This is a genomic window from bacterium, assembly GCA_021372615.1.
Taxonomy (GTDB): Bacteria; Armatimonadota; Zipacnadia; order Zipacnadales; family UBA11051; genus JAJFUB01.
The window spans coordinates 1-25,793 of record JAJFUB010000041.1 but is presented as its reverse complement, the minus strand read 5'-3'; the positions used below and the strand labels follow the sequence as shown (position 1 = coordinate 25,793).

The following is a 25,793-nucleotide window of genomic DNA, read 5'->3' as shown; positions in this document are numbered from 1 at the left end:
GGCGGTCTCTTGCGGGAGAGAACGCCACGGGGGACCGAATGCCGTACGGGGGCAGCCAGTGCCGCCCCAGCCGTAGCCGTGACGCAACGGGTCGTAGACGTCCAGCCATGTCGCTCGGCCGTGCCCTGACCAGTCGTTGCCGTGGTCGTGAACCCTTGAGGAGGCCTCAAGATGACCGAGAAGACCCGCGTGAGGCTTGGTGCACACTTCCTCTTCGCCCTACTCCTAGTGGCATATCTGCCTAACCACGCGGCTGTGGCCGGCGTGACCATCACGACCGGGGCCACTCGCCAGGATGCGGTGCGCACTGTCGCCGAGGAACAGGGCGTCAGCACCAGCGCGGCCGAGCAGTTCCTGAGCGAGGTCGAGCACCGCGACAAGAAGCAGGTCATCGAGGAGTTCCGCGTCAGGGACGGCGCGCAACTCGACTTCTACCGCGTCAAGCAGAGCCAGATGCTCAGCGCCCCCAGCGCCACCTATGAGGGCTCGGGTTACCTCGTGGACAGGGGCTCGCGTCTGGGCCAGAGCTATGTGCGGAAGCTCAAGCAGGAGCAGCCGTGGCCGGTGCGGCTGGCGATGTGGTTCGCCGACCTGTTCCATCCGCGCGATTGGGTCGTCATTCCGTTGGGGTTCACCGGCGTCTCAGGATCGCCCCTGGCCCAGATGGCCGGGAACAGCGCCATGGCTGGCACGCGCGCCAGCGAAGTGGTGAAGATCGCCGTCCTGATCGCGGAGTTCCCAGCGTGGCGCGACCTCTCGCCTGAGAACTTCCCGCCACTGAATGCCCGTGGCACCGAGACCTCCGGTGACGATATCTTCTACCCGCAGGGGGGCGCATCGTGGACCGGCACCTACTCCGCCAGGGCCGAATACGCGATGTTGGGCAACATCAACGACGCCAAGCTGAACAGCGAGTTTGGCCAGTGGGCGCCGACCGCCTACGCCGACTCCGCGGGCGGTGCGCTGTCGGGCGGGTACCCGGTCGGCACGTCCATGCAGTGGGACGAGTACCACTACGGTTGCGGCCCGACCTGGGACAGCGAAGCGGGTTACTACAACACCCCCGAGAACCGGAACACCGACCTGAAGGTCCGCAACTACTGGAACAACTTCTTCTTCGACCTCGCCAACACAACTTCCGTACGCGAGTTCTTCTACCAGAACACGCACAACCACATCTCGATCTCCGGTCCGGGTAGCGCGGCCCAGGGATGGCTGCGCACCCACCACATGCTGGACCGCTACCCATTTGGCGGCTCGCAGGACTACACGATCCAGCCCGGCACTCCCATCATCCGTCCGCTGCCGTGGGATGCCACCTATGCTGTGCTGCGCGCCAGCATGAGCCAGGACGGTCTCACCATCCTGTTCACGCAGGACACCAGTTCGGTAAGCACGACCACGCTGCAGGCGCACCAGGCCGATGTGAGCAGTGCCTCGGGCAACCAGGCCGGCACCGCCACCCTTAGCCCGGCGTCGGGGACGACCTGGAACTGGGTGGTTGACCCGTACGACGCGCGCCGCTGGACGCTGACGAACGTTGGCACCGCGATCTACCCTGACGCGGGCGGCGGCGCCACCCCGCGGACGTACGACGACGAGGACGGCGGCGACTGGACAATCACGGTGTCGGCACGGCAGCAGTTGACCGGGACGGTCATTACGCCGACGACCGGCAGCGCCGTCACCACCGAGGCACGCACCCAGCGACACGGGTCGCCCAATCTGGATGACACGTTCGGCAGCAACTCCACGATCTTTACCGTCAACGACGTGTTCTCCAACGACGATACGGAGTGGCAGTCCTTCCCGGGAATTGACAACCCGGTCGGCGCCCCGGTCGAGTACCCGCCGTTCTCACTGCTGGATCGGCAGACCGGCCAGGCGACCGAGCCCAACACCAAGCCGGTGCGGCTGATGTCCGATGATGTGGGCAACCGACTGAAGCACTTCAACTACTACTGCCACACGCATGCCTTCTACCAGACGGTGGCCGGCTACCCGTACCAGTTGCGGCATCTCCGGGCGGCCAACACGAACTACACCGACGATGCCGGCGGCACCAATGAGAGCACGTCCGACCGCGTGGACCGCCCGTACCCCTTCAACTACTGTCTGGCTGACAACGGCCGCAGCAACCAGGGGTTCTACCGGAGCCCGGGTGATGCCGGCCACACGTCCGACAACATGCGGGCTGACATAGATCGCGTGTGCGCCGACCAGGGCATCACTCTGGGCGACTACAATAACAGGGTCTATATCTACCCGCACAACGGCGGAGGCGACGAGCACAGCCCCGGCATGCCGATCACCCCCCATGCCGCCCTGAACGGCAAGTACGTGGTGATCCCGGACAGCGCGAGCGCTGGCCTGGCGCGGCACGAGTTGGGGCACAACTTCGGCCTTGTCGATCTCTACGACAACGACTTGTACAACAATACGAAGGTACAGCCACCGCCCAACCCGTCGTTCTATCTGTGCGATACCCTGGGGCCGTTCAGCCTCATGGCCACGAACACTGGGCGCATTGACGCGTGGCACCTGGTGGAGCCGGCCGGTGTGGACCTGCAAAACGGTCCGTGGGCGCAGGTCGTGCCCGTTCAGCAGGACCGCATCAGCATCCAGATCCCGCAGTCGGAACTGGCGCTGCAGGACCCGGTCATTCTGAAGCTGCCGGCGAACCCGTATTACCTGCGGGACGGCGTGGCCCCGGATGACTGGGAAGAGTACTTCCTGATCGAGAACCGGTACACGACGGGGCCCAACTACTTCGGCGACCCATCCGCGCAGGGCCTGTACATCTACCACGTGGACCGGCGGGACTTCCACTACCTGCCGCGCGGCTTCACGACCTTCCAGGTCGAGGAGCGGGCCCTGTCGGTGGCGATGGAGCAGGCCGACGGGCTGAACGAACTGGAGAACAGCCCCAGGGGCGCCACCACGGACACAGCGGGCGATCCTTTCCCCGGTACCGCCAACAACCGCAGCTTCACCCAGCTCAGCACCCCGTCGAGCTGGAGCCATGGCGACTCCCAGGCGGGGGTCGGTACGCTGATCATCAAGCCCGAGACGCCTACGGACAGCTTCGTGCGCGTGGTCAACATCAGCACCCCGGCCGCCACGATGACGGCCGACATCTACGTCATGCCGCGTGAGATTGTCGTGACGCGCGACGACAGCGTGACGCCCCCGACGTTCGCGCAGCAGGGGGACACGGATGTGCCGATTCTGGCCCTCAAGCTGGACAACAGCTCAGCCGGGAACAACCTTTCGACGGGCAACGTGGTCGTCAACCAGGTCCGCATCCGCGAGGCGGGGACGAACGGCACGGACCTGACCGTCAAGCGGTCCTCGCTCTTCGTGGAGACGAACGGCAGTGCGGGACTCCAGGTCGGGGCTGGCGGGGATACGCGCGTCGCGACCACGACCCTCTCAGGGGACTACTCCACCTTCACCAACCTGGGATTTGGGATCCCTCTCAACGAGGCGCGCATCATCTACCTGACGTATGACATCTCGCCGACGGCGCAGTCGAACCCGGTGATCACGGTCGGCGCCGACCTGGCCGACTACAAGCAGATCACCCCCGAGGTGCCCGGAGCGGTGCAGGAACGGGAGCGCCTGGGCGATTACCAGTTCGGGGTGTACCGGTTCCCGATCGGAGCGAAGAGCACCGTACAGATATACGAGCGGCCCGATGTGCTGACGGTCACACCGACGGACATGGCGCCCGCGACGTCGCCGCAGGGCACCCCTGATATCGGGTTGCTCGGCCTGAACCTGGCTGTCAACGTGGCGGATGTGCCACCGGCTGACAGTGTGAACATCAAGCAGATCACCCTGAACGAGGTGGGGGACTGCACCGCGACCACCGATCTGAAGCTGGCGCGGCTTTACAAGGACACCGACAAGGACCACGTTCTGGATGCGGCTGAGATCGCTTCGCCGCTGAAGGAGGCCAGCTTCACCGTCAACGCCGGCGTAGAGCAGGTCACCTTCCAGAACGTGAACCTGACAGTCTCCGGCGGGGACCCGCAGGACCTGATCGTGGGCGTCAGCCTGAACTCGGGCTCCACCGTTGACACGCATGTCCAACTTCGGATGGTGGACACCACCTTCGTCGAGCTGACCCAGAACCCCAGCATGACGGCGGCCTACCAGGATAGCGTGGCGGCCACCAACTTCCCGATGCAGTCAGGGCCGACGACTGAGGCCATGAAGATCGTGGCGCCGAACCAGGCGCCGAACCGTGTGACCAGCGGCTTCAAGGTGGACGGCCTCGCCGAGAGCCCCACGCTGACCGTGTTCAACCAGAGCCCGGTGCTGAGCTGGGACGCGGCGACGGACCCGGACCCCGCGGACACGGCGGACACGCTCTCGTACCGTGTCGAACTGGCGACGGACGGCAGCTTCACGAACGTCATCCGCAACGTGAACACGACCTCGCCGGACGGAACGACCGAGTGGCCTGTGCCGGCGCCGCCACTGGCGGCGGGGACGTACTACTGGCATGTGATGACCAGGGACAACCATGGGGCGTACGCCACCGATTGGAGCGACACCCAGGTCTTCCAGGTGCAGCTCAACAGCCCACCCAACGCGGTGACGACGGGGTTCGACCCGGCGAACGGCACCGTGGTGACGGTGGTGAACGCGACGGACACGCCGACCCCGAGGCTGTCGTGGACGGCGGCGACCGATCCGGATCCGGGCGACCCGTCCGGCACGCTGCATTACGTCGTGCAAGTGGACGACAACAACGACTTCAGCAGTCCTCTGTGGAACGCCGCCGGCGCAGATGGGGTCACCACGACGGACGTGCTGGCGAGCGCGGGGCTGAAGGTCGGGGTGACTTACTACTGGCGGGTTCAGACAGTTGACGACCAAGGGGCGACCTCGCTGGCGTGGTCGGCCACGCTGTCGTTCACGCCGGTGGTGAACCGGGCGCCGGCTACGCCGGTCGCTGCGTTCGCCCCGAGCGGGTCGGCGGAGGTCTTCAGCGCGAACCCGGTGCTGACGTGGAACATGCCGGGGACGCCGGACCCGGACAGCCCGTCGGACCGGTTGGCCAACATCAAGTACGACGTGCAACTGGCGACCAGCGCGGACCTGGCGACGGTGACCACGTTCACGTTCGAGACGACGACGGCCGTCAACACGCTGACCGCGACGGTGAACGGCGTGGTCAGCCTGGTAGATGACACGCACTACTACTGGCGGGTGCGGTCGGTGGACGACCAGGGCCTGAAGTCGGCGTGGTCGGCGGTGCAGGACTTCTGGGTCAACAGCATCAACGACACGCCCAGCCCGCCGACGACGGGTTGGGATCCGGCCCAGGAGGCGACGACGAACGACTCGACGCCGACCCTGTCGTGGGACAATAGCCGCGATCCGGACGTGGACATCACAGACGGCGCGTACACGAACGCGGCGGCGACGCCACCGATCGTGGGCGTATCGTGGGTGGTGGAACTGGCGTCAGGCGCGATCGGGGGCGCCGCGCCGGCGACGAACGCGGACGGCTCCTTCACCACGCCGCAATACACGTACACCACCGGCCCGCTGGCCGCGGCGGGACGTCCGTCGCTGGCCGTGACCACGCCGCTGACGGAGAACGTGTGGTGGTACTGGCACGTGAAGGCGGTGGACAACGACGGGGCGCGGTCCACGACCTGGAGCACGCTGCAGCACTTCCGGGTGCGGAGCGACTACAACCCGCCGACACCGCCGACCAGCGGCTTCGTACCGGCGACCGGCAGCAGCATCAGCCCGGACGCCACGCACGCGCTGCGGCTCGAGTGGGGCCCCGGCGCTGACACCGAGGACCCGGTCGAGCAGCTCCGCTACGAGGTGGAGCTGTCCAGCAACAACACGTTCACGGCGACGCCGGGGTACTACTGGGCCAGCGGACTGGGGACGGCGGCGCGGACGTATGTGGACGTGCCGGCCACGCCGGTGCTGACAGCCGGGACGATCTACTACTGGCACGTGCGCACGGTGGACAAGAACTGCCTGCGCTCGGGCTGGAGCACGACGCAGACCTTCACGGTGGTCGCCAACCGCGCGCCGTATGCGGTGACGACCGGCTTCGCGCCGACGGGGACGCAGCAGATCAGCGAACCGAACCCGGACCTGACCTGGAACGCGGCGACCCCGCCCGACCCGGATGCCGATGACACGGCGGCGACGATGACGTACCAGGTGCAGGTGGACGACAACTCCGCCTTCACGAGCCCCGAGTTCACAGGCACGACGGCGACGGGGGCCACGACCATCAATGTGACGACGACGCTCACCGTGGGCGTCCGGTACTACTGGCGCGTACTGCCGGTGGACCGCAAGGGCCTGGCGGCGACGGCATGGTCGGCGACGCAGGACTTCCGGATCGTGGCGAACCAGGCGCCGGCGGCGCCGACGTCCGGGTTCGACCCCAGCGATGGTGAGGAGATCACGACCGCGACGCCGCGCATCCAGTGGAATGCCGGCACGGACCCGAACACCGACGACACGGCCGCGACGCTGACGTACGAGATCCAGGTGAAGGCCGACCCAGACCTGAGCAGCGGCCCGTATGCCTTCGCGACGGTCACCACGGTGGGTGGCCAGACCTATGTGGACGTGACGACCCCGCTGCCGGACAACGGTCACTTCTACTACCGCATCCGCACGGTTGACGACGGCGGGCTGACTTCGCCGTGGACAACGTCAACGCTGACACACTTCTACGTCAACACGGGCAACAATGCGCCGACGGCGCCGACCACGGGCTTCAATCCGCCGAGCGGCTCGATGACCAACGACACGACGCCGTTGCTATCGTGGGACAACAGCACCGATCCCGACCCGGATCCGTTCGACGGGGCAGTGACCGCGGCTCCGGTGGTGGGTGTGCACTTCGAGGTGCAGGTGAGCCGGTCGAACGTCTTCGATCCGCTCTTCGACACCTACACCACGGCGCCGGGCGTGTCGTCGGTCCAGTGCGGGACGCTGACGGACGGGGTGCAGTGGTACTGGCGGGTCCAGACGATAGACGATGACGGCACGCCGTCGGGCTACGGCCCGGCGCAGGCGCTGTTTGTCAACAGCACCGCGAACGCGCCGACGACACCGACCGGGCTGACGCCGGGGACAGGCGCCTCGGTCAGCAGCACAACGCCGCTGCTGTCGTGGACGGCCGGCACCGACGTTGATGCGGCCGATACGGCTGCCGCCCTGCGCTACGAGGTGCAGGTGGCCTCGAGCGCGACGTTCGCGACGACGCCGTACTACTGGACGAGCGGACTGACGCCGGCCGGGCAGACGTATGTATACGTTGCGGCCAGCAGCCCGCTGACGCAGGGCAGCACCTACTACTGGCGTGTCCGCACCGTGGACACGACCAATCTGTACTCGGCGTGGAGCGCCGGTCAGCAGTTCACGGTCGTGACGAACCGCGCCCCGAACCAGGTTGTGAACGGGTTCGACCCGGCAAGCGGCAGCACGATCACGGATCGGACGCCGGTGCTGGCATGGAGCGCCGCCTCGCCGCCGGACCCGGACGCCGATGACACGGCCGCGACGATGCGGTACACCGTGGAAGTGGACAACAACGCCGACTTCCGGTCACCGGAGTTCGGACCGGCCCTGACGACGCTGCCGCTGGCTGATCCGACGACCCCGAGCATCACGGTGACGACGACGCTGCCGGTGGGCGTGACGTACTACTGGCACGTCAAGGCGATGGACGCCAAGAACCTGCAGGCCACGAACTGGTCGGCCACGCAGAACTTCCGGATCGTGACGGACCAGGCGCCGGCGACACCGCTGGGGACGTTCACCCCGAGCGGCGGGATCGAGGTCGGTCCGCCGACGCTGACCTGGAATGATCCGAACCCGCCGAGCCCGCCGGACCCGAACGCTTCGGACACGATTGACACAATCAAGTACGATGTCCAGGTGAGCGGCTCCACGGACTTCTCCGGGACGCTGGTCTACAGCGGGCAGACGGCCGAGGGTGAGGCGTACCTGGTCGTGCCGGCTGGCACGTGGATGGACGATACGCAGTACTACTGGCGTGTGCGGGCAGTGGATCGTGAAGGGCTGACGTCGGCCTGGACCGCGATCCAGGACTTCTGGTGCAACACGGGCAACGATGCGCCCAACCCGCCCACGTCAGGGTTCTCACCGGCTGACCAGTCGGGTGTGAACGACTCCACGCCGCGGCTGTCGTGGGATCCTGCGACAGACCCGGACCAGAGCGATCCGGCGACGACGCTGACCTATCGCGTGGCGCTGTCGAAGGACAACTTCGCGACGGTGGCCTACACCTACAACGTGGCGGTGGCGGGGCGCACCTTCCTGGATGTGCCGAGCGCCCTGACCGACAACACCACGTGGTACTGGCACGTGGCGGCGATAGACAACGATGGCGCGGTGTCGGCCTGGAGCACGACGCTGCGGTTCAACCTCAACACCTCCAACAACGCGCCGGACGCGCCGCTGAGCGGGTTCGTTCCCAGTGGCGGCGTCAACGTGAGCGACACGACGCCGAACCTGTCGTGGAATGCCGCAACCGATCCCAACCCGACGGATACGCCGGATACGCTGCACTACGAGGTGCAGTTGTCCAGCGACAACACCTTCCCGAGCCCGGCGCCGGCGGGGACGTACTTCTACAGCGTCACGACGGCAGATGGCATCGTGACGGTCACCGTGCCGGCCGCCAACGCGCTGACGACGGGCACCACCTACTACTGGCACGTGCGGACGGTGGATAGCGGCGGGCTGGTGTCCGCAGCCTGGAGCGCTACGCAGACCTTTGTGGTCGGCGCGAACCAGGCGCCGAATGCACCCACGTCGGGCTTCTCGCCGGCGGGCGGTATCGGCGTATCGGATCGCACGCCCACCATGAGTTGGAATGCGGGCACCGACCCGGACGCCAACGACACGGCGAACGTGCTGCGCTACAACCTGCAGGTAGACGACAACAGCGACTTCAGCAGCCCGACCTTCAGGGCGACGACGGCCTACGGGCAGACGAGCATCGAGTGCACTCCCGCCGGTGGGCTCGCCGAGGGCGTGACCTACTACTGGCGCGTGCAGACGCAGGACGCGGCCGGGGCGCTGTCCGCCTGGTCGGCGGTGCAGAACTTCCACGTCATCGCGAACCGGGCGCCGTACGCACCGATCGCCGTCTTCACGCCGGTGAGCTGGCCGCCGATCAACACGGCCAACCCGACGCTGACGTGGAGCATGCCGGCGACACCGGACCCCGACCCGAACGACACCATTGACACGCTCAAGTACGAGGTGCAGCTCAACAACAAGGAGGACCTGGCGAACGGCCCGTATGTGTTCACGGCCACGACGCTCGTGAACGTGATGCAGGCTGTCTGCACGGTGAACTTGGCGGACAACGCGCAGTACTGGTGGCGCGTACGGTCGGTGGACGCGCAGAGCGCGACCTCGGACTGGAGCGACGTACAGACCTTCTGGATCAACCTGTCCAACCAGGCACCGGCGGCGCCGGACTCCGGCTTCGACCCGGCTGATGGTGAGCAGGTCAGCGACGACACGCCGCTGATGAGCTGGATTGCCGCGACGGACGCCGATCCGGACGACACAGCCGGGACACTGCACTACATCGTCGAGTTGTCCACTTCGCCGACACTCGCCACGGTGTCCTACCAGTACACCACGGCTGATGGTGTGACGCAGGTCACGCCGACGGCGGCATTGACGGACCGGACGATGTGGTACTGGCACGTGCGGACGGTGGACAATGACGGCGCGGTATCGGGCTGGAGCGCCATCCAGAACTTCTACCTGGATAAGGGTAACCAGATGCCGACGCTGGAGGATCCGCAGGTCGTGCAGCCGTACGGCGCGCTGGGCGATTACTACCAGCTCTACGTCACGTATAGGGACGCCGAGAACGACGCCCCCGGTTGGGTGCGGTGCACGTTCGACAACGGCGTCGGGCCGCTGGACATGCGGAAGGTCAACGCGGCCGACAACGACGCCACAAACGGCATCCAGTACGTCGTGGGCGTGGCGGGCTCGACGCTGGGCCTGGGCGCGCACCACCATGCCTTCACCTGCCAGGCGGGCATCCGCCTGCCGGCGTTGGCTGCAGACTGGCTGACCGGGCCGACGATCGGCGTCAAGAGCCGCGTGCGGCTGATGGACAGCCACAGCGCGGACGTCACGCAGTACGAAGAGGGTAGCGTGATCTGGATCGAGGTGATCGACGCTGATCAGAACCTCGACCTGGCGACGCGGGAGACCGTGACGGTTACCGTGACGGAGCAGAACGGTGATACCGAGGATGTCGTCCTGACCGAGACCAATGTCGCCACCGGCAACTTCCACGGCTCGATTCAGTCGCTGGGCCGCGCCGGTGCGAGCGGCGACGGGGTGCTGAACGCCATCGCCGGAACCTCGGGCAACACGGTCACGCTGACGTACACCGACCCGGACGACGGCGGCAACCCGACGCCGGACACGGGCACCGACGCCGCCGGGATCGTGGACACCACGCCACCGGCAGCCGTCAACGCGCTGCCGATCCTGACCAGCGGGATCCACGGCCGGTCAGTCCATGTGGACTGGACGAGCTACTCCGAAGATAAGCAAGTGGACGTGGCGGGCTACCATGTGTGGATCAGCACCAGCCAGTTCACGACCACCGCCGGGCTGACGGCCCTGCCCGCCCTCGCGGCCGGGACGCAGACGCTGACCGTGACGCAACTGCCGTCGGGCACGGCGCTGGCGCCGAACACGACGTACTGGATTGCGGTGACCGCGTTCGACGAGGTGCCGAACGAGCGGACGGCGGTCACGTCCCAGAGCATCGTGACGCGCGATAGCACGGCACCGACGATCGCCGCGCAGAGCCCGGCGCCCGGCTCGACCGAGGTTGCCCGCAACACGCCGATCACCTTCAGCCTGGATGACCCCGGCGTGGGCATAGACCAGAGCACGCTGGTGGTCACGCTGTGGCAGGGCACCACGGTGATCGGGCACGCCACGCCGACGTTGACCGGCGACCAGTACTCCTACCAAGTCACGGTGGTGCCGAGCGCGGCGTTCGCGTGGAACGCGACGGTCAAAGTGTGGGTGGACGTCAAGGACTTCGATGGGAACCAGTTGCTGGTCAACGACACCCTCAGTCCGTGGAGCTTCAAGACGGTCACGGACACGGTGCTGCCGACACTGGACGATCGGGCCCCGACGGCGGACGCCACGAATGTGCCTGTCACGACGAACATCTCGTTCTCGCTGCATGACGGCGGCTCGGGCATCAACCAGGCCGCGACGCAGCTCATCTTCAACGGGACCGACGTGTCGTCGAGCCTGACCTTCACGGCCCTGACGGACGGGTGGCGGGCGACGTACAACCCGACGACGGACCTGCTCTACAACTCGCAGTACACCGTCTCGGCGACGGGCTTCGACAACGCCGGAAACAGCACTGGGCCGGTGAACTGGAGCTTCAACACGGCGGTGGACGCCGGTGCGGTGACGGCCGACCTGTTCGACCCGGCGCGGAACGCCGTGGGCGTCCCGATCAACACTAACGTGTCCTTCCGACTGAGTGACTCGCTGGCGGGCATCGTGGCCTCCTCGTTCCGCCTGTGGGTGGCGGGGTCGGAGGTGACCGGCAGCGCCGATCTGACGATCGTCAAGGTGCCGGCAGACTCCGATCACCCGACCACCATGGCGGTGAGCTACAACCCGTCGACGGACTTCGCGTACTCGACTGACGTGGCGGTGCGGCTGTACGCCGAGGACCGGGTCGGGAACGTGACGGACATGACCTATAGCTTCCGCACGACGGATGCGCCGACGTACAACGTGTCGGGTATCATCACGACCGCCGCGGGCGTCGCCATCCCCGGCGTGACAGTGACGGCGGGCGGCCAGACGGCGACGACCGACGGGAACGGCTCGTACCGTATCGGCGGACTGCTGGCCGGTAACTATGTGGTCATACCGGCGCGGGCGGAGTATGTGTTCACGCCGACGACGGCCTCGGTCACGCTGGGGCCGGATGACGCCGTGGCCAGCTTCACCGGCGCGCTGCAGACGTACGCGCTGTCCGGAACGATCAAGGAGGGCACGACGGCCGTGGCCGGCGTGACAGTCACCTGCAACGGGCTGACGGCCACCACCGACGCCAACGGCACGTACCGGATCGCGGGCCTGCCGAACGGGACGTACACGGTGACGCCGGCCCTGAAGAACTACCACTTCCAGCCGGCCACGAAGGCCGCGCAGATCATCAGTGCGGACCTGACCGGGGTGGACTTCGAGGCGGTGGCCGATACCTTCTCGATCGGCGGCCAGGTGAAGGACAACACCGGCGCGGCGGTGGAGGGTGTCCAGATCACGTGCGGGACGAAGAGCACCGTCACCGACGCGGCCGGGACATATGTCGTAGCGGGTCTGCGCGCCGGAACGTACACCGTCTCGGCGGCGAGGGACGGCTACCAGATCGTGGATGCCGACGACAGCGATAGCGCCACGATCAGTGTCACGGTACCGCCCACCACCACCACCGCGGACTTCACGGCCAACATCGAGATGAGCAGCACGTTCCCGGCGGGGCTGAACTTCATCGGCGTGCCGGGGTTGCCACTGGATACGAACCCGATGCACGTGTTCGATCTCGACCCGACGAATGGCGAGATCTGCTACCGCTGGAACCCGGCGGCCATCCCGCCGCAGTATCTGGTGGCGCAGAACGACCCGACGGCTTCGGCGGTCCAGGTGCGGGCAGGGCGCGGGTTCTTCGTGAACTTCGCCGGCGTGAGGACGCTACGTGTGTCCGGTACTCCGACCAGCAGCTCGACGAGCATCGGGCTCACGAACGGCTGGAACATGATCGCGAACCCGCTGTCGCAGCCGGTCAAGTTCAGCAACTTCATCCCGACGGTGTCGGATGCCGTCAAGAACTACGCCTTCGTGTACGACAACACCACCGGCAGCTACCAGATGGTGTCGTCGGATGCGAGCCTGGGCGCGGCCCGGAGCAGCATCCTGGGGTGGGAGGGTGCCTGGGTGCGCGCGACCAGCAGCGGTGTATCGCTGACAGTCGCCGCCACTGCCGGCACGGCCGCGGACAAGAGCAGCATGAAGCCCACGCAGGCGGACCTCAACGGTGGCTGGACGTTGCCCATCGTGGCCCGAGCGGGCAGCCGCGCGGACTCGAGTTCGCTGGCGGGTGTGGTGCCCGGCTCGGACGGCGCGCAGAACGTGGAGAATCCGCCGGCCCTGTCGCACACCGTGGATGTGTACTTCACGGACAGCTCGGGCGCGAAGCTGGCGCATGATGTGCGCTCGAGCCTGGGGTCGCAGACCTTCGCCTTCGTCGTGGCCTGCAGTGTCGCCGACGCCGACGTGACGGTGACGCTACCGGACCTGAGCAACGTGCCGAACGGCTACCAGGTGCTGCTGACCGACAAGCAGACGGGCAAGACGCTCTATGCCCGGACGGTGCCGAGCTACGCGTACCGCAGCAGCGGCGACAGCAGCGAGCGGACCTTCGAGCTGACGGTCTCGCCGCGCACCATCGGCGCCCTGGCGGTGACGGCCAGCGCGGCCCAGACACGCGGCAGCAACGTCGCGCTGACCTACACGGTCACCCGGGCCTGCAGCATGAACGTGCGGGTGCTGAACATCGCGGGTCGGTGCGTCCGCCAGCTGGTAACGGAGAAGGCGGTTACGGCGGGTGTGCAGACCGAGCTGTGGAACCTGTGTGCCGCCAACGGTACGATGGTTCCGTCCGGCCTGTATCTGCTGCAGCTTGAGGCCGTGACGGATACGGGGCAGCGCGTGCGGACGATGACCCAGGTGCGGGTCACGCGGTAGAACGGGAACGGGCGGGGCTTCGTCGGTTGAGGCCCCGCCCGAGATGGTTACGCAATACCACGAGGTGACATGATGAAGCGGGTCGCACTCCTAACTTGGGCGATCGTGGCGCTGCTGGCGCTCGGACTCCTCGCCGGCTGTGGTGGCGGCGATGACGATGGCGGCGGCGAAGTGGTGACGGGCGGAACGGTCCGGGGCAGCGTCATCAGCATTGACGACAACGTCGGCCTGGGCGGCGTCGTGATCGAACTGCGGACGCAGGACGCCACTGCGGCGCTCGTAGCCTCGGGCACAACCGATGGCGATGGGAACTTCACCATCACCAACGTCCCGGCCGGGACGTATGACGTCGAGGTTGTGATAGACGAGGACCTCGGCTTCGAGCGCGCGACGACCGACCCGATTGAGGTCACTGTCATCACCAACGCGCAGACAACCATCCCGAACATCCTCGTCACCGACGATGGGGTGCCGGATCCGCCGGGATAGGACCGACTACCGGCGGGGGGAAGCTTGCGACGCCGTCCCTAGCCCGGGCGGCGTCGCGCCGTCGAGAGGCCCATGACACGTCTGCTGCCCATACTGAGCTTGATGCTCCTCGCGATCACTCCGCTGCCGGCGGAGGACTGGCCCACGCTCCACCGCGATGGGGCGCGCTCGGGCGTGTCCGGTGAGACGTGGGCCCCGCGGAACCTGCAGGTGGCGTGGAGCGTGGCGGCGGACGAGGAGAGCGTGGATGCATCGCCGGCGGTCGTCGGCGGGCGGGTGTTCGTCGGCACGGCAGGCGGAGCCGTGGTGTGCCTGAGCGCCGCGGACGGCGCCATTGTGTGGCGCGCGCAGACGGGCGGGGCCGTGATGTCCTCACCGGCAGTGGCGGGCGACCGGCTGTTTGTGGGTTCGGCCGACCGCTGCCTGTATGCCTTCAGCCTCGCCGACGGCAAGCGGCTCTGGACCGTGCGGACGCGTGGGGCCGTCGTGGCGTCGCCGCTGGTCGTGGGCGACCGGGTGTACTGCGGGAGCATGGACGGGACGTTCCGGTGCCTGAGCGCGGCGGACGGCAAGGAGCTGTGGCGGACGCGCGAGCAGGGCGGTGTGAGCGCCGGCGCCGCCAGCGCCGGCGACCTGGTGTACCTGGGGGACGAGGCGGGCAACGTCGTCGCCCGGGCGGGCAGCGACGGCAAGGCAGCGTGGAGCACCAAAGTAGCGGGCGGGATCGTCGCGGCGCCGTGCGTGGTCGGGGAGCAGTTGATCGTGCCGGTGATGTCGCCGACGGCGCTATCGCCGCCGGAGATCCGCTGCCTGTTGGTGCTGGACCGTCACACCGGCAACGAGGTCTGGTCCTGCAAGCGGGCCTCGTCGGTGATGCACACGCCCGTGTGCGACGGCACGAACGTCTACTTCGCGGTGGTGAGCGGTTACCTGTCCGACACGGAGTTGCTGGCCTTGCGGCTGAGCGACGGGGTGGAGATGTGGAAGCGGCGGCTGGGCGGCGTCGCGGACAGCTCGCCGGTGCTGGCAGGCGGGGTGCTGCTGCTCGGGACGCACGACGCGAACTTCTGTGTCGTGGACAAGGACACCGGGACCATCACGCAGGCGCTGGCCATGGAGGGGAAGATGTTCTCGAGCCCGGCGCTGGTGGACGGACATCTGTACATTGGCGTGCAGGGGGGCCGGGTCGTGTGCCTGAAGTAGGCGCGGCGCTCCCTGGAGAAGAGATTGGGCCTCCCGCCATGTGGCGGGAGGCCCGTTGCGTTCTCGGCGCCGGGGCGCTCAGTAGTTGGGGCAGAACGGCTCGTAGTGGGCCTGCGGGTGCTTGCACGCCGGGCAGAGCTGCGGGGCTTCCTTGCCCTCCATGACGCGGCCGCAGTTGCGGCAGCGCCACTTGATGGGCTCGGGGCGCGAGAAGACCCCGCCCTTCTCCACGCGCTCGGCGAGGATGTTGTAGCGGGCCTCGTGCTCGGCCTCGACGGCGGCAATCTGGGTGAACGAGCTGGCGATGTCGGTGAAGCCCTCTTCCTTGGCGACGCGGGCCGCCTCCGGGTAGATGGTGCCCCACTCCATCTTCTCGCCCGCGGCAGCGGCCTTGAGGTTGGCGAGCGTGTCGCCGATGGCACCGGCGGGGTAGGCCGCAGTGATCTCCACGTCGCCGCCCTCGAGGTACTTGAAGAAGACCTTGGCGTGCTCTTTCTCGTTGTTGGCGGTGTCCTCGAAGAGGAACGCGATCTGCTCGTAGCCTTCCTTCCTGGCGACACTGGCGAAGTAGGTATAGCGGTTGCGCGCCTGCGACTCGCCTGCGAATGAGGCGAGCAGGTTCTTCTCGGTCTGTGAGCCCTTCAGACTGGCCATGTCTGTCCTCCTCGGTTAGCCTCTAGTGGCAGCTCTGAGATTGTGAGCGTATCGTGGTCCGCGAAGAATAACATATTTACCCATTCGCTGTGAAGTACCGCGCCAGCTTCTGGTGATCCCGCACCGGTGCCTCGGCCCAGGGCGACCATTGCTCGAGGTACGCGGCGACGGAATCAGCCTCCGCCCAGAAGCGGTACTCGTCGGCGGCGATGAGAGCCTCGGCGTAGCAGGCGAACTCCAGGTAGCCCTCCTCGCGCTGGAGGTTGATCTCGGCGAAGTCCGCGGTGTTGAAGGCGCGGACGTGCATGATGGTCTCGGCCGAGGGGGCAAAGCGGAAGACCTTGGTGATGTGCGGGAAGGACGCGACAAAGCCGACGCCCTCGATGTCGGCGTCGGTGAGAGCCTCGAGGAGGGCCTCGCGGCTGCGCCCGCAGCGATCCCACTCATAGCGCTCGGGCTGGCTGCGGCCGACGATGTCCACGTAGTAGATCTTGAAGACGTGCAGGTCGCGACGGTAGAGGGCCTGGCCGGCGGGACGGGCAGTGTACGGGTTGCAGGGCTTGATCGGGTGCATCCATGGCTCCGTGAGGGCAGTAGTGGAAGGCAATTCCACGCGCAAAAAGCCGAGTCCTGCCGGGAGGTGCATCCGGACAGGCGGAGAAGAGGGCGCCGTTTGCACCGCCGTCGGCCGGAGAGGACTGCGCCGGCGGCGGGCAGTGAGAGGAACGACGGCATGGAGTCGCTCGCCATCTTCTTCACGGGCCCGCAGACGGTGGAGCTGCGGAGGGTCCGCGTGCCCGATCCGGGCCGGGGCGAGGTGCTGGTGCGCACCACGAAGACGCTGATCAGCACCGGGACCGAGTGCATTGCCTACGCCCACCTGATCGAGCCCGGCACGAACTGGGAGCGCATGGTGCAGTACCCGTGGGCCGCCGGCTACAGCCATGCGGGTGTGGTCGAGGCGGTGGGGGAGGGTGTCGCCGACCTGCGCCCCGGGGACCGCGTGGCCAGTTTCCACCGGCATAGCCAGTATGCGTGGGGGCCGGCGGAGAGCTTTCTGCCGGTGCCGGAGGGCGTCACCGACGAGGAAGGCACCTTCTACGCGCTGACCACGGTGGTGCAGAACGCGATCCGCAAGGCCGAGCATGAGCTGGGTGACACCGTCGTGGTCGTCGGGCTGGGGATCCTGGGGCAGCTCGTGGTGCAGTACGCGCGGCTGATGGGGGCGCGCGAGGTCATCGCCGTGGACCTGTCCGAGGGACGTCTGGCCATGGCGGCAGAGCACGGGGCGACGGCGACGTTGTGCATGGGCGCTGACGCCGCGCGCGAGCCCCTCGCCGACCTCACGGGCGGGCGGTTGGCGGATGTGGTCTACGATGTGACGGGCAACCCGGAGGTGTTCGCGCCGGCCCAGCGGCTGGCCCGGCGCTTCGGGCGGCTCGTCCTGTTGGGCGACACCGGCACGCCCTCGCAGCAGCGGCTGGTCAACGACTTCCTCTGGCGGGGTCTGCGGATCATCGGGGCCTTCAGTGGCGACCCGCCGCCGGATGAGACCGACCACCACTTCTGGACGCGCAAGAACATGGCGCGGCTGTTCTTCGACTACGTGCGGCGCGGGCAGATGCGGGTGAGCGACCTCATCACCCACCGCTTCCGCCCGCAGGAGGCTGCCGAGGTATACAAGATGTTGCTCCACGACCGCGGCGCGACCGTCGGCGTGGTCTTCGACTGGGAGCAGGTCTGACCGGAATCAGGGAGAGGAATGACGATGATGCCTGACCAGAGCGAGATGCTGAGGCTGCTCACCACGATGCTGCGCATCCGGGGGTTCGAGCACCGGCTGGGCAAGTACTACAACTACAGCGCGTACGCCAACTTGGGCGGGCGACGCGAGAGCGACCGCACGGCCGCGCTGCTGACCAGCACGCTCTACGACTTCGCCAGCTCGGGGATGATCGGCGGGGCGGTGCACCTGTACGTGGGGCAGGAGGCCGTGGCCACAGGGGTATGCGCGCACCTGCGCGACGATGACTATGTGACGGGCTCCCACCGCGGGCACGGGCATTTCATCGCCAAAGGCGGCAGCCTGCGTGGGGCGCTGGCGGAGCTGATGGGGCGCAGCGGCGGGTGCTCGCACGGCTATGGCGGCTCGATGCACCTGTTCGACCCGGCCAAGGGGTTCCTGGGCGGCAACGGCATCATCGGGGCGCAGATTCCGCTGGCGCTGGGGCCCGCCTTCGCAGCCAAGTACCGGGGCGAGGACGGCGTGTCGGTGGCCTTCTTCGGCGACGGCGGGGCCAACCAGGGCACGCTGTATGAGGCCATGAACATCGCCGCACTGTGGAAGCTCCCGGTGCTGTTCGTGTGCGAGAACAACCTGTATGCCGCCACGACGCCGCAGCGCATCTCGTCGCCGCTGCCGGACCTCGCGCCGCGGGCAGAGGGCTTCGGGATGCCGGGGGCCATCGTGGACGGGCAGGACGTGCTGGCAGTGTACGAGGTGGCCGGCGAGGCCGTGCGGCGGGCACGGAGCGGCGACGGGCCGACCTTCATCGAGGCCAAGACGTATCGCTTCCACGGGCACTGCGGCGCCGAGAGCGATCACGCCTTCCCCGACGAGTGCGCGGAGTGGCGGCAGCGCGACCCGATTGAGCTGCTGAAGGCGAAGCTGGAGCCGGCAGACGTGGCGCGGGTGGAGGCACAGGTGGGGGAGGAGCTGGATGAGGCGGAAGCGTTCGCGGTGAGCAGCCCGTTGCCGGAGGCGAATGAGGTGGAGCGGTTCGCGTTCTGAACGGCGGCCCACCCCCGGCCCTGCGGGCCGGCCCCTCCCCACGGGGGAGGGGCAACGGCGACGGCAACGGCAACGGCAACGGCGTCCTCACCCCTACCCCTCTCCCTCGCTACGCTCCGGAGAGGGGAACGGCGACGGCAACGACGACGACCGGGACTTGTGACTACCTATTGGAGAACGACACGGCGATGCGAGAGATCACGTATGCGGCGGCAGTCGGCGAGGCGTTGCGCGAGGAGATGGCGCGCGATGAGCGCGTGTTTCTGATCGGCGAGGACATCGGGCCGGTGCGTGACCCGGGCGAGGACCTGTGGGCGCAGTACCGCGAGCGGCGGGTGTGGCAGACGCCCATCTCCGAGTCGGGCTTCACCGGCCTGGCGACCGGCGCGGCGGCAGCGGGGCTGCGGCCTGTGGTCGAGATCATGTACTGCGACTTCGTGACCTGCTGCATGGACCCGATCTGCAACCAGGCCGCGAAGATCACCCTGATGTCCGGCGGCGAGTTCCATGTGCCCATGGTCATCAAGACCCCGGCGGGCGGCGGGACGCGCGAGGGCGGGCACCACAGCCAGAGCCTCGAGGCGTGGTTCATGCACACGCCGGGCCTGAAGGTGGCCATGCCCGGGACGGCGTACGATGCCAAGGGGCTGCTGAAGGCGGCCATCCGCGACGACGGGCCGGTCATCTACATCCAGCACCGGCTGCTGCACCCGCAGAGCCAGCAGGTGCCCGAGGGCGAGTGGATTGTGCCGCTGGGGCAGGCCGACGTGAAGCGGGAGGGGACCGACCTCACGCTGGTGGCGTACTCGTGGGCGCTGACGAAGGCGCTGCAGGCGGCGGAGGCGCTGGCGGACGAGACCAGTGTCGAAGTGGTGGACCCGCGGACGCTCGTGCCGCTGGATGTGGACACGATCGCGGCCTCGGCGGCCAAGACGGGGCGGCTGCTGGTGGTGCATGAGGCGCCCGAACGGGGCGGGGCGGGGGCAGAGATTGTGCGGCGCGTGGCCGAGCGGTTCGTGCCGCTGCAGGCGCCGGCCACGGTGCTGGGCGCCAAGCCGGTGGCGATGCCGTACAGCCCGCCGCTGGAGGACCATGTGCTGCCGCAGGTGGAGGACATCATGGCGGCGGTGCGACGGCTGGTGGCGTGGAAGCAGTAGCGACAAAGGCACGGCTCCTCACCCCTACCCCTCTCCCTCGCCCGGTGAGGCTGGGCTCCGGAGAGGGGAACGACAACGGACACGGGAACGACAACGGCGACGACCAGAGGATATGGCATGCAAGCACCTATCGGCTGTGCCGTGATCGGCTATGGGCCGCAGCACAACTTCGGCTGGGCCCATTCGGCGTGGATTGACGCGACGCCGGAGCTGCGCCTGGTGGCGGTGTGCGACCTCGACCCGGCCCGGACGGCCGCGGCCCAAGAGGCGTTCCCGGCCATCCGCACGTACAACCGCCTGGAGGACGTGTGGGCGGATAAGGAGATCGAGCTGGTCTCCATCGTCACGCCGCATTTCACGCACTGCCCGGTAGCGGTCGCGGCGTTCGAGGCCGGCAAGCACGTCGTGGTCGAGAAGGCCATGTGCCTGAACGTGGGCGAGGCGACCGCGATGGTGGAGGCGGGGCGGGAGGCGGGGAAGATGCTGTCGGTGCATCACAACCGGCGGCATGACGGCAACTACCGGCTGATCGAGCAGATCGTGAGGAGCGGGCGGCTGGGCGAGGTGTTCCACATCGAGCTGAGCGCCGGGGGCTTCGGCAAGCCGAACCTGGCCTGGTACACCGAGAAGGCGAAGTCGGGCGGCGGGTTCTTCTACTGGGGGCCGCACGCGGTGGACTGGGTGCTCAATCTCATCCCCCAGCGCGTGGTGAGCGTGGACGGGTACTTCCACAAGCTCGTGTGGCACCAGATGACCAACGAGGATCAGACGCGGGCGGTCATCCGCTTTGAGGGCGGGTGCGTGGCGGACATCCTGTGGTCACACATCGCCAGCGTGGGCAAGCCGTTGTGGCGGATCCTGGGGACGCAGGGCGGGGTGCTGGACACGGGCGCGGGCGGGAACGTGGGCTATCAGCAGATGATCACCGGGCCGTCGGGCGGGAGCCTGAAGGTCGTGACGATGGGCGCGCAGGGGCGGCAGGAGGAAGAGGTGCCGTACCTCGAGTCCGACTGGGTGAACTACTGGCAGGACGTGGCGAACCATCTGCTGCGGGGCGGCCCGGTGCCGGTGTCCGGGGAGTTCGGGCGGCGGGTGATCGGCGTGCTGGAGACGAGCGAGCACTCGTCGGCGCAGCGACAGACGCTGGCGTTGCCGTATGAGGAGGAGTACTGGCAGGGGATAGGCGGCTAGCTCCCCGGGAAGCGGAGAACAGTGACGTTGACGCGGCGGCGGCCGCGCACACGGGCTCCGAGCGCCACCAGCGCCGAGACCATGAGCGCGGTCGTCGTGGGTTCTGGGGCGAAAGTGCCAGCCTCGTCGGCCATCAGGGCCACGACGCCACTGGTCATCTGGGTGGCGTAGAGGGTGTCAATGTAACCAGCAGTGTCTACGCTGTCGGTGGGCCTGTGGTAGTAGGGGTTGGAGGAAGCGTTGTACTCGATCAGGAGCGCAGAGTCGTAGCCTGCCGCCTCGAAGGACGCGTGGTCGCTGGCGTCCATCTCCCCCATGACACTGACGGTGAGACTCGTGTACGTGGTCAGCGCGCTGGCCAGGGCGCTCTTCCACGCGCTGGAGGCGCTGTCGCCATAAATGCGCGCGTAGTCGTTGTAGGTGCCGGCGGGGTTGTAGGCGATCATGTCGAGCTCGACCATGCCCATGACATTCGCCCCGGCGATGGAGCTGACATAGCCCTGGCTCCCAATGAGCCCATCCTCCTCGGAGTCGAAGGCCACGAAGACGATGGTGGCAGCGGAGTTGTACTGGGAGAGGATGCGCGCGGCTTCCAGCACGCCGGCCACGCCGCTGGCATCGTCGTCCGCCCCGGGGTTCCCCACGGAGTCGTAGTGCGCACCGATGACGTAGATCTGGTCGGGGTTGGTGGTGCCGTAGTGGACACCGACGACATTGGTGTAGGAGGTGCCGCTGATGCTCCCGCTCTGTAGGCTGGTGTCCAGACCAAAGGAGGAGAAGAGGTTATAGATGTTCTGCTGGGCGCCGGCGTAGCCCGCGGCACCGCTCTCACGGCTGTCGCCATCGCTGGTGTAGAGGTAGTTGTACAGGTAGTCGCTGTAGCTGTCCACGCTGACCTGGTCCACGCAGGCCAGAATGGAATCGGCATGGGCGAGGGGGGATAGCGCCAGCAACAACAGGAGCGACAGGGCTAAGAGACGAGGGCGCCGCGGGAATAGCGTAACCACGATGGAGACTCCGGACAGGCCAGGTTCCCAGGCTCGATCAGCCCCCCCAGCGGATAGGATAGGGATTCTGCGGGTGAGTGTCAACCTCGGGGAGCGTGTCCGGGCCTACGCCCCGTGCTCGACGCGCTCGAGGACGGACTCCTGCAGATCGCGTGAGAGCAGGTGGAAGTACTCCGAGTAGCCCCCGACGCGCACGATCAGGTCGCGATGGGCGTCGGGATCGTCCAGGGCCGCCCGCAGCACCGCTTGGTCCACGACGTTGATCTGGAGCTGCATGCCGCCGAGGTCGAAGTAGGTGCGGACGAGGGCCTTGAGCTGGTCGCGCAGGGCCGGGTCGTCGAACAGGCGGCGCATGAACCGGATGTTAATGACGAGCGTGCCGGGGGCCAGGAAATGCGGCACCTTCGCCACTGAGCGCAGCAGGGCTGTGGGGCCGGAGATGTCGCGTCCCTGGACCGCGCCGGCGGAGTCGGCGACCGGGGTCTGCGCGAGGCGACCGTCCGGTGTGGCGCCGACCTGCGCGCCGAAGATCCCGTACGTGACGAACATCAGGCAGGAGGCCAGGAAGCGTCCGCCGCGCCACGGCGTCTGCCCCATGAACTCGCGGAAGACGTGGGTACTGACCTCCACGGCAAGGTCGTCCACGAACGGATCGTCGTTGCCATAGTGCGGGCAGCGCTGCAGGCGCTGTCGCAGCTCCTCGTGGCCCGCGAAGTTGTCCCGCAGGGCCTGGAGCAGCTCCTCGGCCGACACGGCGCCCTCGTCGTATACCATCTGCTTGATCGCGGCCAGCGAGTCGTAGGTGTTGGCCAGGCCGGCGATGCAGATGACGCTCCAGTTGTAGCGCGCGCCGCCGGCATTGAACTCCATCGCCTCGTCCAGACAGTCGTCAATCAGCAGCGTGCGGATCGGCTGCGGCTGCCATTGCGCCTTGGACTTCTGGTTGGCACTCACGCGGTCGCACATAGCGACGATGTCGGTCGTGAGGTCCTCCTTCAGGCGCGCCATGAACTGACCGAAGGTGGGACAGTCGAGCAGATGGCGGTGCAGGCTGTGCTCGAAGGAGAGCGCGAGGTTGAACGTGTCATCGAGCGAGCCGACGTTGGAGCGGCCGTGGATCATCAGCTCGGTACAGCCGCCGAAGGCGAAGTGCGGGAGGTCCGCGTCGGCCACGCCGAGGTCGGCCAGCTTGATGGCCCGCACGTACTCCTCTTCGTTGTACAGGGCCGGGATGCCCGTGCCGCCCGAGATCGTGTCGAGCGCCTGATCCCAGACGGCGTCCGGGGTGTCGCGGCGCAGGCGCAGCGCCAGATTGGGGCGGCGGCGGCCCTTGGCGGCTTCCAGGCAGACCAGCGTGAGGGCGTTGCTGCCCTCCGACCCGTCAGCCGCCGCGCCGCCGATGGCGCAGTTCCACGAGAAGGTGGTGTCCACGTTGGCGAAGAGCTGCCGGACCCATACCAGGGCCTCGTCATGGGTCACGCGGCCCGCGGCGAGGTCGTCGCGGTAGTAGGGCCACAGGTCCTGGTCGAAGCGGCCGAGGTCGTCGCAGCCATCGAGGTAGAACAGGAAGTTGGTGGCGACGATGGCTTCATAGAAGGTGGTCGCGGGCCCGAAGGGGACGCGGGCCAGCGCATCGCGGAGCGCTGCGGGGACGCGACTATCCAGGTGCTCGACCGTGCGGCGGTGGAGGGTGGCGATGCCGTCGAGGAGCACCAGCATCGCCTCGTAGAAAGCTGCGTCGGATGCAGTCAGGTCGCGGTCGGTGACCGCTCCCACGACCCGCTCTCGGTACGCGTTGAGGCCCTCGCGCAGGATGCGGCCGTAGTTGATGATGCTGTGGGTGTAGCCACCGACGCCGGGGTAGCCCGCGATGGCGGCCTCGAAGTCGCGCAGGGCGTCGGCGACCTCGGGGCGCTCCTCCGCGCCCAGGCGGCGCTGCAGGGCCTCGCAATTGAAGCACATGCTGGCCGAGTAGTGGAACTGGATCAGCTCGCTGGCGCCGTAGAGGGGGCCGCTGCAGGGATGGAGCGCCTCGCCACCGTAGGCAGGCAGGGGGCAGGTCTCGTAGTAGCGCTTGAGGGCATGGCAGAAGCGAAGCAGAGGCGGGTCGCCGGCGTGGGCGAGGAAGGCCGCGGCCATCGGCTCGCCGGCCTCGTCGAGGACCTGCCAGGACGGGACAGTCCGGGTGGCTGACATGGTACTGGTCTACCACGAACCGGCGGTGGCGTCAACAAGGGGTGCGGGCGTGGGAAGAGGAAGTGGTACCCACGGCAGAGCGTCCTGCGGACGCAATGACAAGGGAGCATGAGCCATGTGGCGTCTCGTTCTGGCACTGGTGGTTGTGAGTCCCGCGCTGGCCGAGCCGGCGTTGCAGGCCGACTTCGCGCGAGCGCCCGGCGTCGGGTTCCGATGCGTGGGCGACACCGCGGTGGCCGACGGCGTGCTGCGCACGCGGTCGCAGGCCGGGTGGCAACGCAGTGGGCTGGAAATCGGTCCGCTGCCCCTGCCTGGCGCCACGTGGACGATCGAGTATGACTTTCGGCCGGTAGCGTTCGGGTCACAGGGCGCGGAGTTCGCCTCGGCCTCGCCCTCGACGCACTGGTACATGGCGTATGTCCATCCCGGCGGCGGCATCAACCTGCATACGCGGCAGGGCAGTGAATGGAAGGCACGCGGCAGCTCGCCCAAGATCATCGAGGCGGGCCAGTGGTACCACGCCCAGGTGACGCTGACGGCGACGAGCCTGCGGTACACGGTGAAGCAGAGGGGCGGCGAGAAGCTGCTGTGGGACAGCGGCGACGTGGCCGTCGAGGACATGGGGAAAGAGACGACGCCGATCCTGGTAGACGAGGCGCCGGACACCGCGGCGCAGACGGAGTGGGACAATGTGACCGTCACGACTGACAGCGCCGCCGCGCGGACGCAACTGCAGACGCTGGCGGCCGAGGCGGCCCGGCAGCAGCGTGTGCGCGCGGAAAAGCTGGCGCTGTGCAAGCTCCTGCGCGACAAGGGCATCTCGATCATCCCCACGCCACAGCAGGCGAAGCTGACGGGAGAGAAGATCCCGGTCAAGGACTTCAAGATCGTGGGCGACGCCGGCAGCAAGCAGGCGGTGGCGACCGTCGAGATGATCGTGCGCGAGCGGCTAGGCTGGCCCTGCAAGACGGGGCTGCCCGTGAAGCTGGTGACGTGGCCGGCGAAGCAGCAGGCCCCCTGGCGGAACGCGCAGGGGTACCGGCTGCGGGTGGGCAAGGCCGGCGTGGTGATGGAGGCGCAGGGCCGGGAGGGGTTCCTGTATGGGGCGCAGACGTTGTGTCAGCTCGTGAACGGCAACGGCGTCCTCACCCCTTGTATATTGGAACCGGGGCACTTTGACAGAGTCAGACATCTTGCTCGGGCGGCGCTCCGACGGGAGTGGTGCGCGGTAGGCCGTCTTTGACCCCTGGAGGC

General features: G+C 67.7%; 12 protein-coding genes. 8 read left to right on the top strand and 4 right to left on the bottom strand.

Annotated features, from left to right (window positions below; translation table 11 throughout):
• Nucleotides 1-171 precede the first annotated feature (171 nt).
• From LLH23_06765 to LLH23_06755, 3 genes are all read left to right on the top strand, one after another.
• Complete coding sequence (locus LLH23_06765; GenBank protein ID MCE5238178.1) at nucleotides 172-13,851, top strand: carboxypeptidase regulatory-like domain-containing protein; 13,680 nt, start codon at nucleotides 172-174, stop codon at nucleotides 13,849-13,851.
• A 69-nt stretch (nucleotides 13,852-13,920) separates the two neighbouring features.
• A complete protein-coding gene (locus LLH23_06760) occupies nucleotides 13,921-14,340 on the top strand; it encodes a carboxypeptidase-like regulatory domain-containing protein (GenBank protein ID MCE5238177.1) in 420 nt (139 codons plus the stop codon).
• A gap of 72 nt (nucleotides 14,341-14,412) precedes the next feature.
• Nucleotides 14,413-15,543 carry a PQQ-binding-like beta-propeller repeat protein gene (locus tag LLH23_06755; protein ID MCE5238176.1) on the top strand — a complete coding sequence of 377 codons (1,131 nt, stop codon included), beginning with the start codon at nucleotides 14,413-14,415 and terminating at the stop codon, nucleotides 15,541-15,543.
• A gap of 78 nt (nucleotides 15,544-15,621) precedes the next feature.
• Here the strand turns inward: LLH23_06755 and LLH23_06750 are convergent, their stop codons facing one another.
• Nucleotides 15,622-16,197, bottom strand: a complete 576-nt coding sequence (locus LLH23_06750; protein ID MCE5238175.1) for a rubrerythrin family protein — start codon at nucleotides 16,195-16,197, stop codon at nucleotides 15,622-15,624.
• 76 nt (nucleotides 16,198-16,273) lie between these two features.
• Nucleotides 16,274-16,771 carry a hypothetical protein gene (locus LLH23_06745; protein ID MCE5238174.1) on the bottom strand — a complete coding sequence of 166 codons (498 nt, stop codon included), beginning with the start codon at nucleotides 16,769-16,771 and terminating at the stop codon, nucleotides 16,274-16,276.
• Between the two features lie 159 nt (nucleotides 16,772-16,930).
• Here LLH23_06745 and LLH23_06740 point away from each other — a divergent pair, with 159 nt between their 5' ends.
• The 4 genes from LLH23_06740 to LLH23_06725 all read left to right on the top strand — a co-directional run bounded on the left by LLH23_06740 (nucleotide 16,931) and on the right by LLH23_06725 (nucleotide 21,336).
• The gene (locus LLH23_06740; protein ID MCE5238173.1) at nucleotides 16,931-17,941 is read left to right on the top strand and encodes a zinc-binding dehydrogenase; all 1,011 of its coding nucleotides are present in this window, start codon (nucleotides 16,931-16,933) and stop codon (nucleotides 17,939-17,941) included.
• A 27-nt stretch (nucleotides 17,942-17,968) separates the two neighbouring features.
• Nucleotides 17,969-18,988, top strand: a complete 1,020-nt coding sequence (locus LLH23_06735; GenBank protein ID MCE5238172.1) for a thiamine pyrophosphate-dependent dehydrogenase E1 component subunit alpha — start codon at nucleotides 17,969-17,971, stop codon at nucleotides 18,986-18,988.
• A gap of 188 nt (nucleotides 18,989-19,176) precedes the next feature.
• A complete protein-coding gene (locus LLH23_06730) occupies nucleotides 19,177-20,145 on the top strand; it encodes an alpha-ketoacid dehydrogenase subunit beta (GenBank protein ID MCE5238171.1) in 969 nt (322 codons plus the stop codon).
• 117 nt (nucleotides 20,146-20,262) lie between these two features.
• Nucleotides 20,263-21,336, top strand: coding sequence for a Gfo/Idh/MocA family oxidoreductase (locus tag LLH23_06725; GenBank protein MCE5238170.1), 1,074 nt, complete (start codon nucleotides 20,263-20,265; stop codon nucleotides 21,334-21,336).
• Here LLH23_06725 and LLH23_06720 read toward each other — a convergent pair.
• Nucleotides 21,333-22,343 carry a M28 family peptidase gene (locus tag LLH23_06720; protein MCE5238169.1) on the bottom strand — a complete coding sequence of 337 codons (1,011 nt, stop codon included), beginning with the start codon at nucleotides 22,341-22,343 and terminating at the stop codon, nucleotides 21,333-21,335. The genes LLH23_06725 and LLH23_06720 overlap by 4 nt on opposite strands.
• Nucleotides 22,344-22,448: 105 nt before the next feature.
• A complete protein-coding gene (locus LLH23_06715) occupies nucleotides 22,449-24,539 on the bottom strand; it encodes a hypothetical protein (protein ID MCE5238168.1) in 2,091 nt (696 codons plus the stop codon).
• A gap of 115 nt (nucleotides 24,540-24,654) precedes the next feature.
• Here LLH23_06715 and LLH23_06710 point away from each other — a divergent pair, with 115 nt between their 5' ends.
• Nucleotides 24,655-25,782 (top strand): hypothetical protein, encoded by a 1,128-nt coding sequence (locus tag LLH23_06710; protein MCE5238167.1) that lies wholly within the window; start codon nucleotides 24,655-24,657, stop codon nucleotides 25,780-25,782.
• Nucleotides 25,783-25,793 lie beyond the last annotated feature (11 nt).

Coding starts and splice junctions, on each gene's coding strand:
- LLH23_06765 (MCE5238178.1), top strand. CDS start 172: ATGACCGAGAAGACCCGCGTGAGGCTTGGTGCACACTTCCTCTTCGCC.
- LLH23_06760 (MCE5238177.1), top strand. CDS start 13,921: ATGATGAAGCGGGTCGCACTCCTAACTTGGGCGATCGTGGCGCTGCTG.
- LLH23_06755 (MCE5238176.1), top strand. CDS start 14,413: ATGACACGTCTGCTGCCCATACTGAGCTTGATGCTCCTCGCGATCACT.
- LLH23_06750 (MCE5238175.1), bottom strand. CDS start 16,197: ATGGCCAGTCTGAAGGGCTCACAGACCGAGAAGAACCTGCTCGCCTCA.
- LLH23_06745 (MCE5238174.1), bottom strand. CDS start 16,771: ATGCACCCGATCAAGCCCTGCAACCCGTACACTGCCCGTCCCGCCGGC.
- LLH23_06740 (MCE5238173.1), top strand. CDS start 16,931: ATGGAGTCGCTCGCCATCTTCTTCACGGGCCCGCAGACGGTGGAGCTG.
- LLH23_06735 (MCE5238172.1), top strand. CDS start 17,969: ATGCCTGACCAGAGCGAGATGCTGAGGCTGCTCACCACGATGCTGCGC.
- LLH23_06730 (MCE5238171.1), top strand. CDS start 19,177: ATGCGAGAGATCACGTATGCGGCGGCAGTCGGCGAGGCGTTGCGCGAG.
- LLH23_06725 (MCE5238170.1), top strand. CDS start 20,263: ATGCAAGCACCTATCGGCTGTGCCGTGATCGGCTATGGGCCGCAGCAC.
- LLH23_06715 (MCE5238168.1), bottom strand. CDS start 24,539: ATGTCAGCCACCCGGACTGTCCCGTCCTGGCAGGTCCTCGACGAGGCC.
- LLH23_06710 (MCE5238167.1), top strand. CDS start 24,655: ATGTGGCGTCTCGTTCTGGCACTGGTGGTTGTGAGTCCCGCGCTGGCC.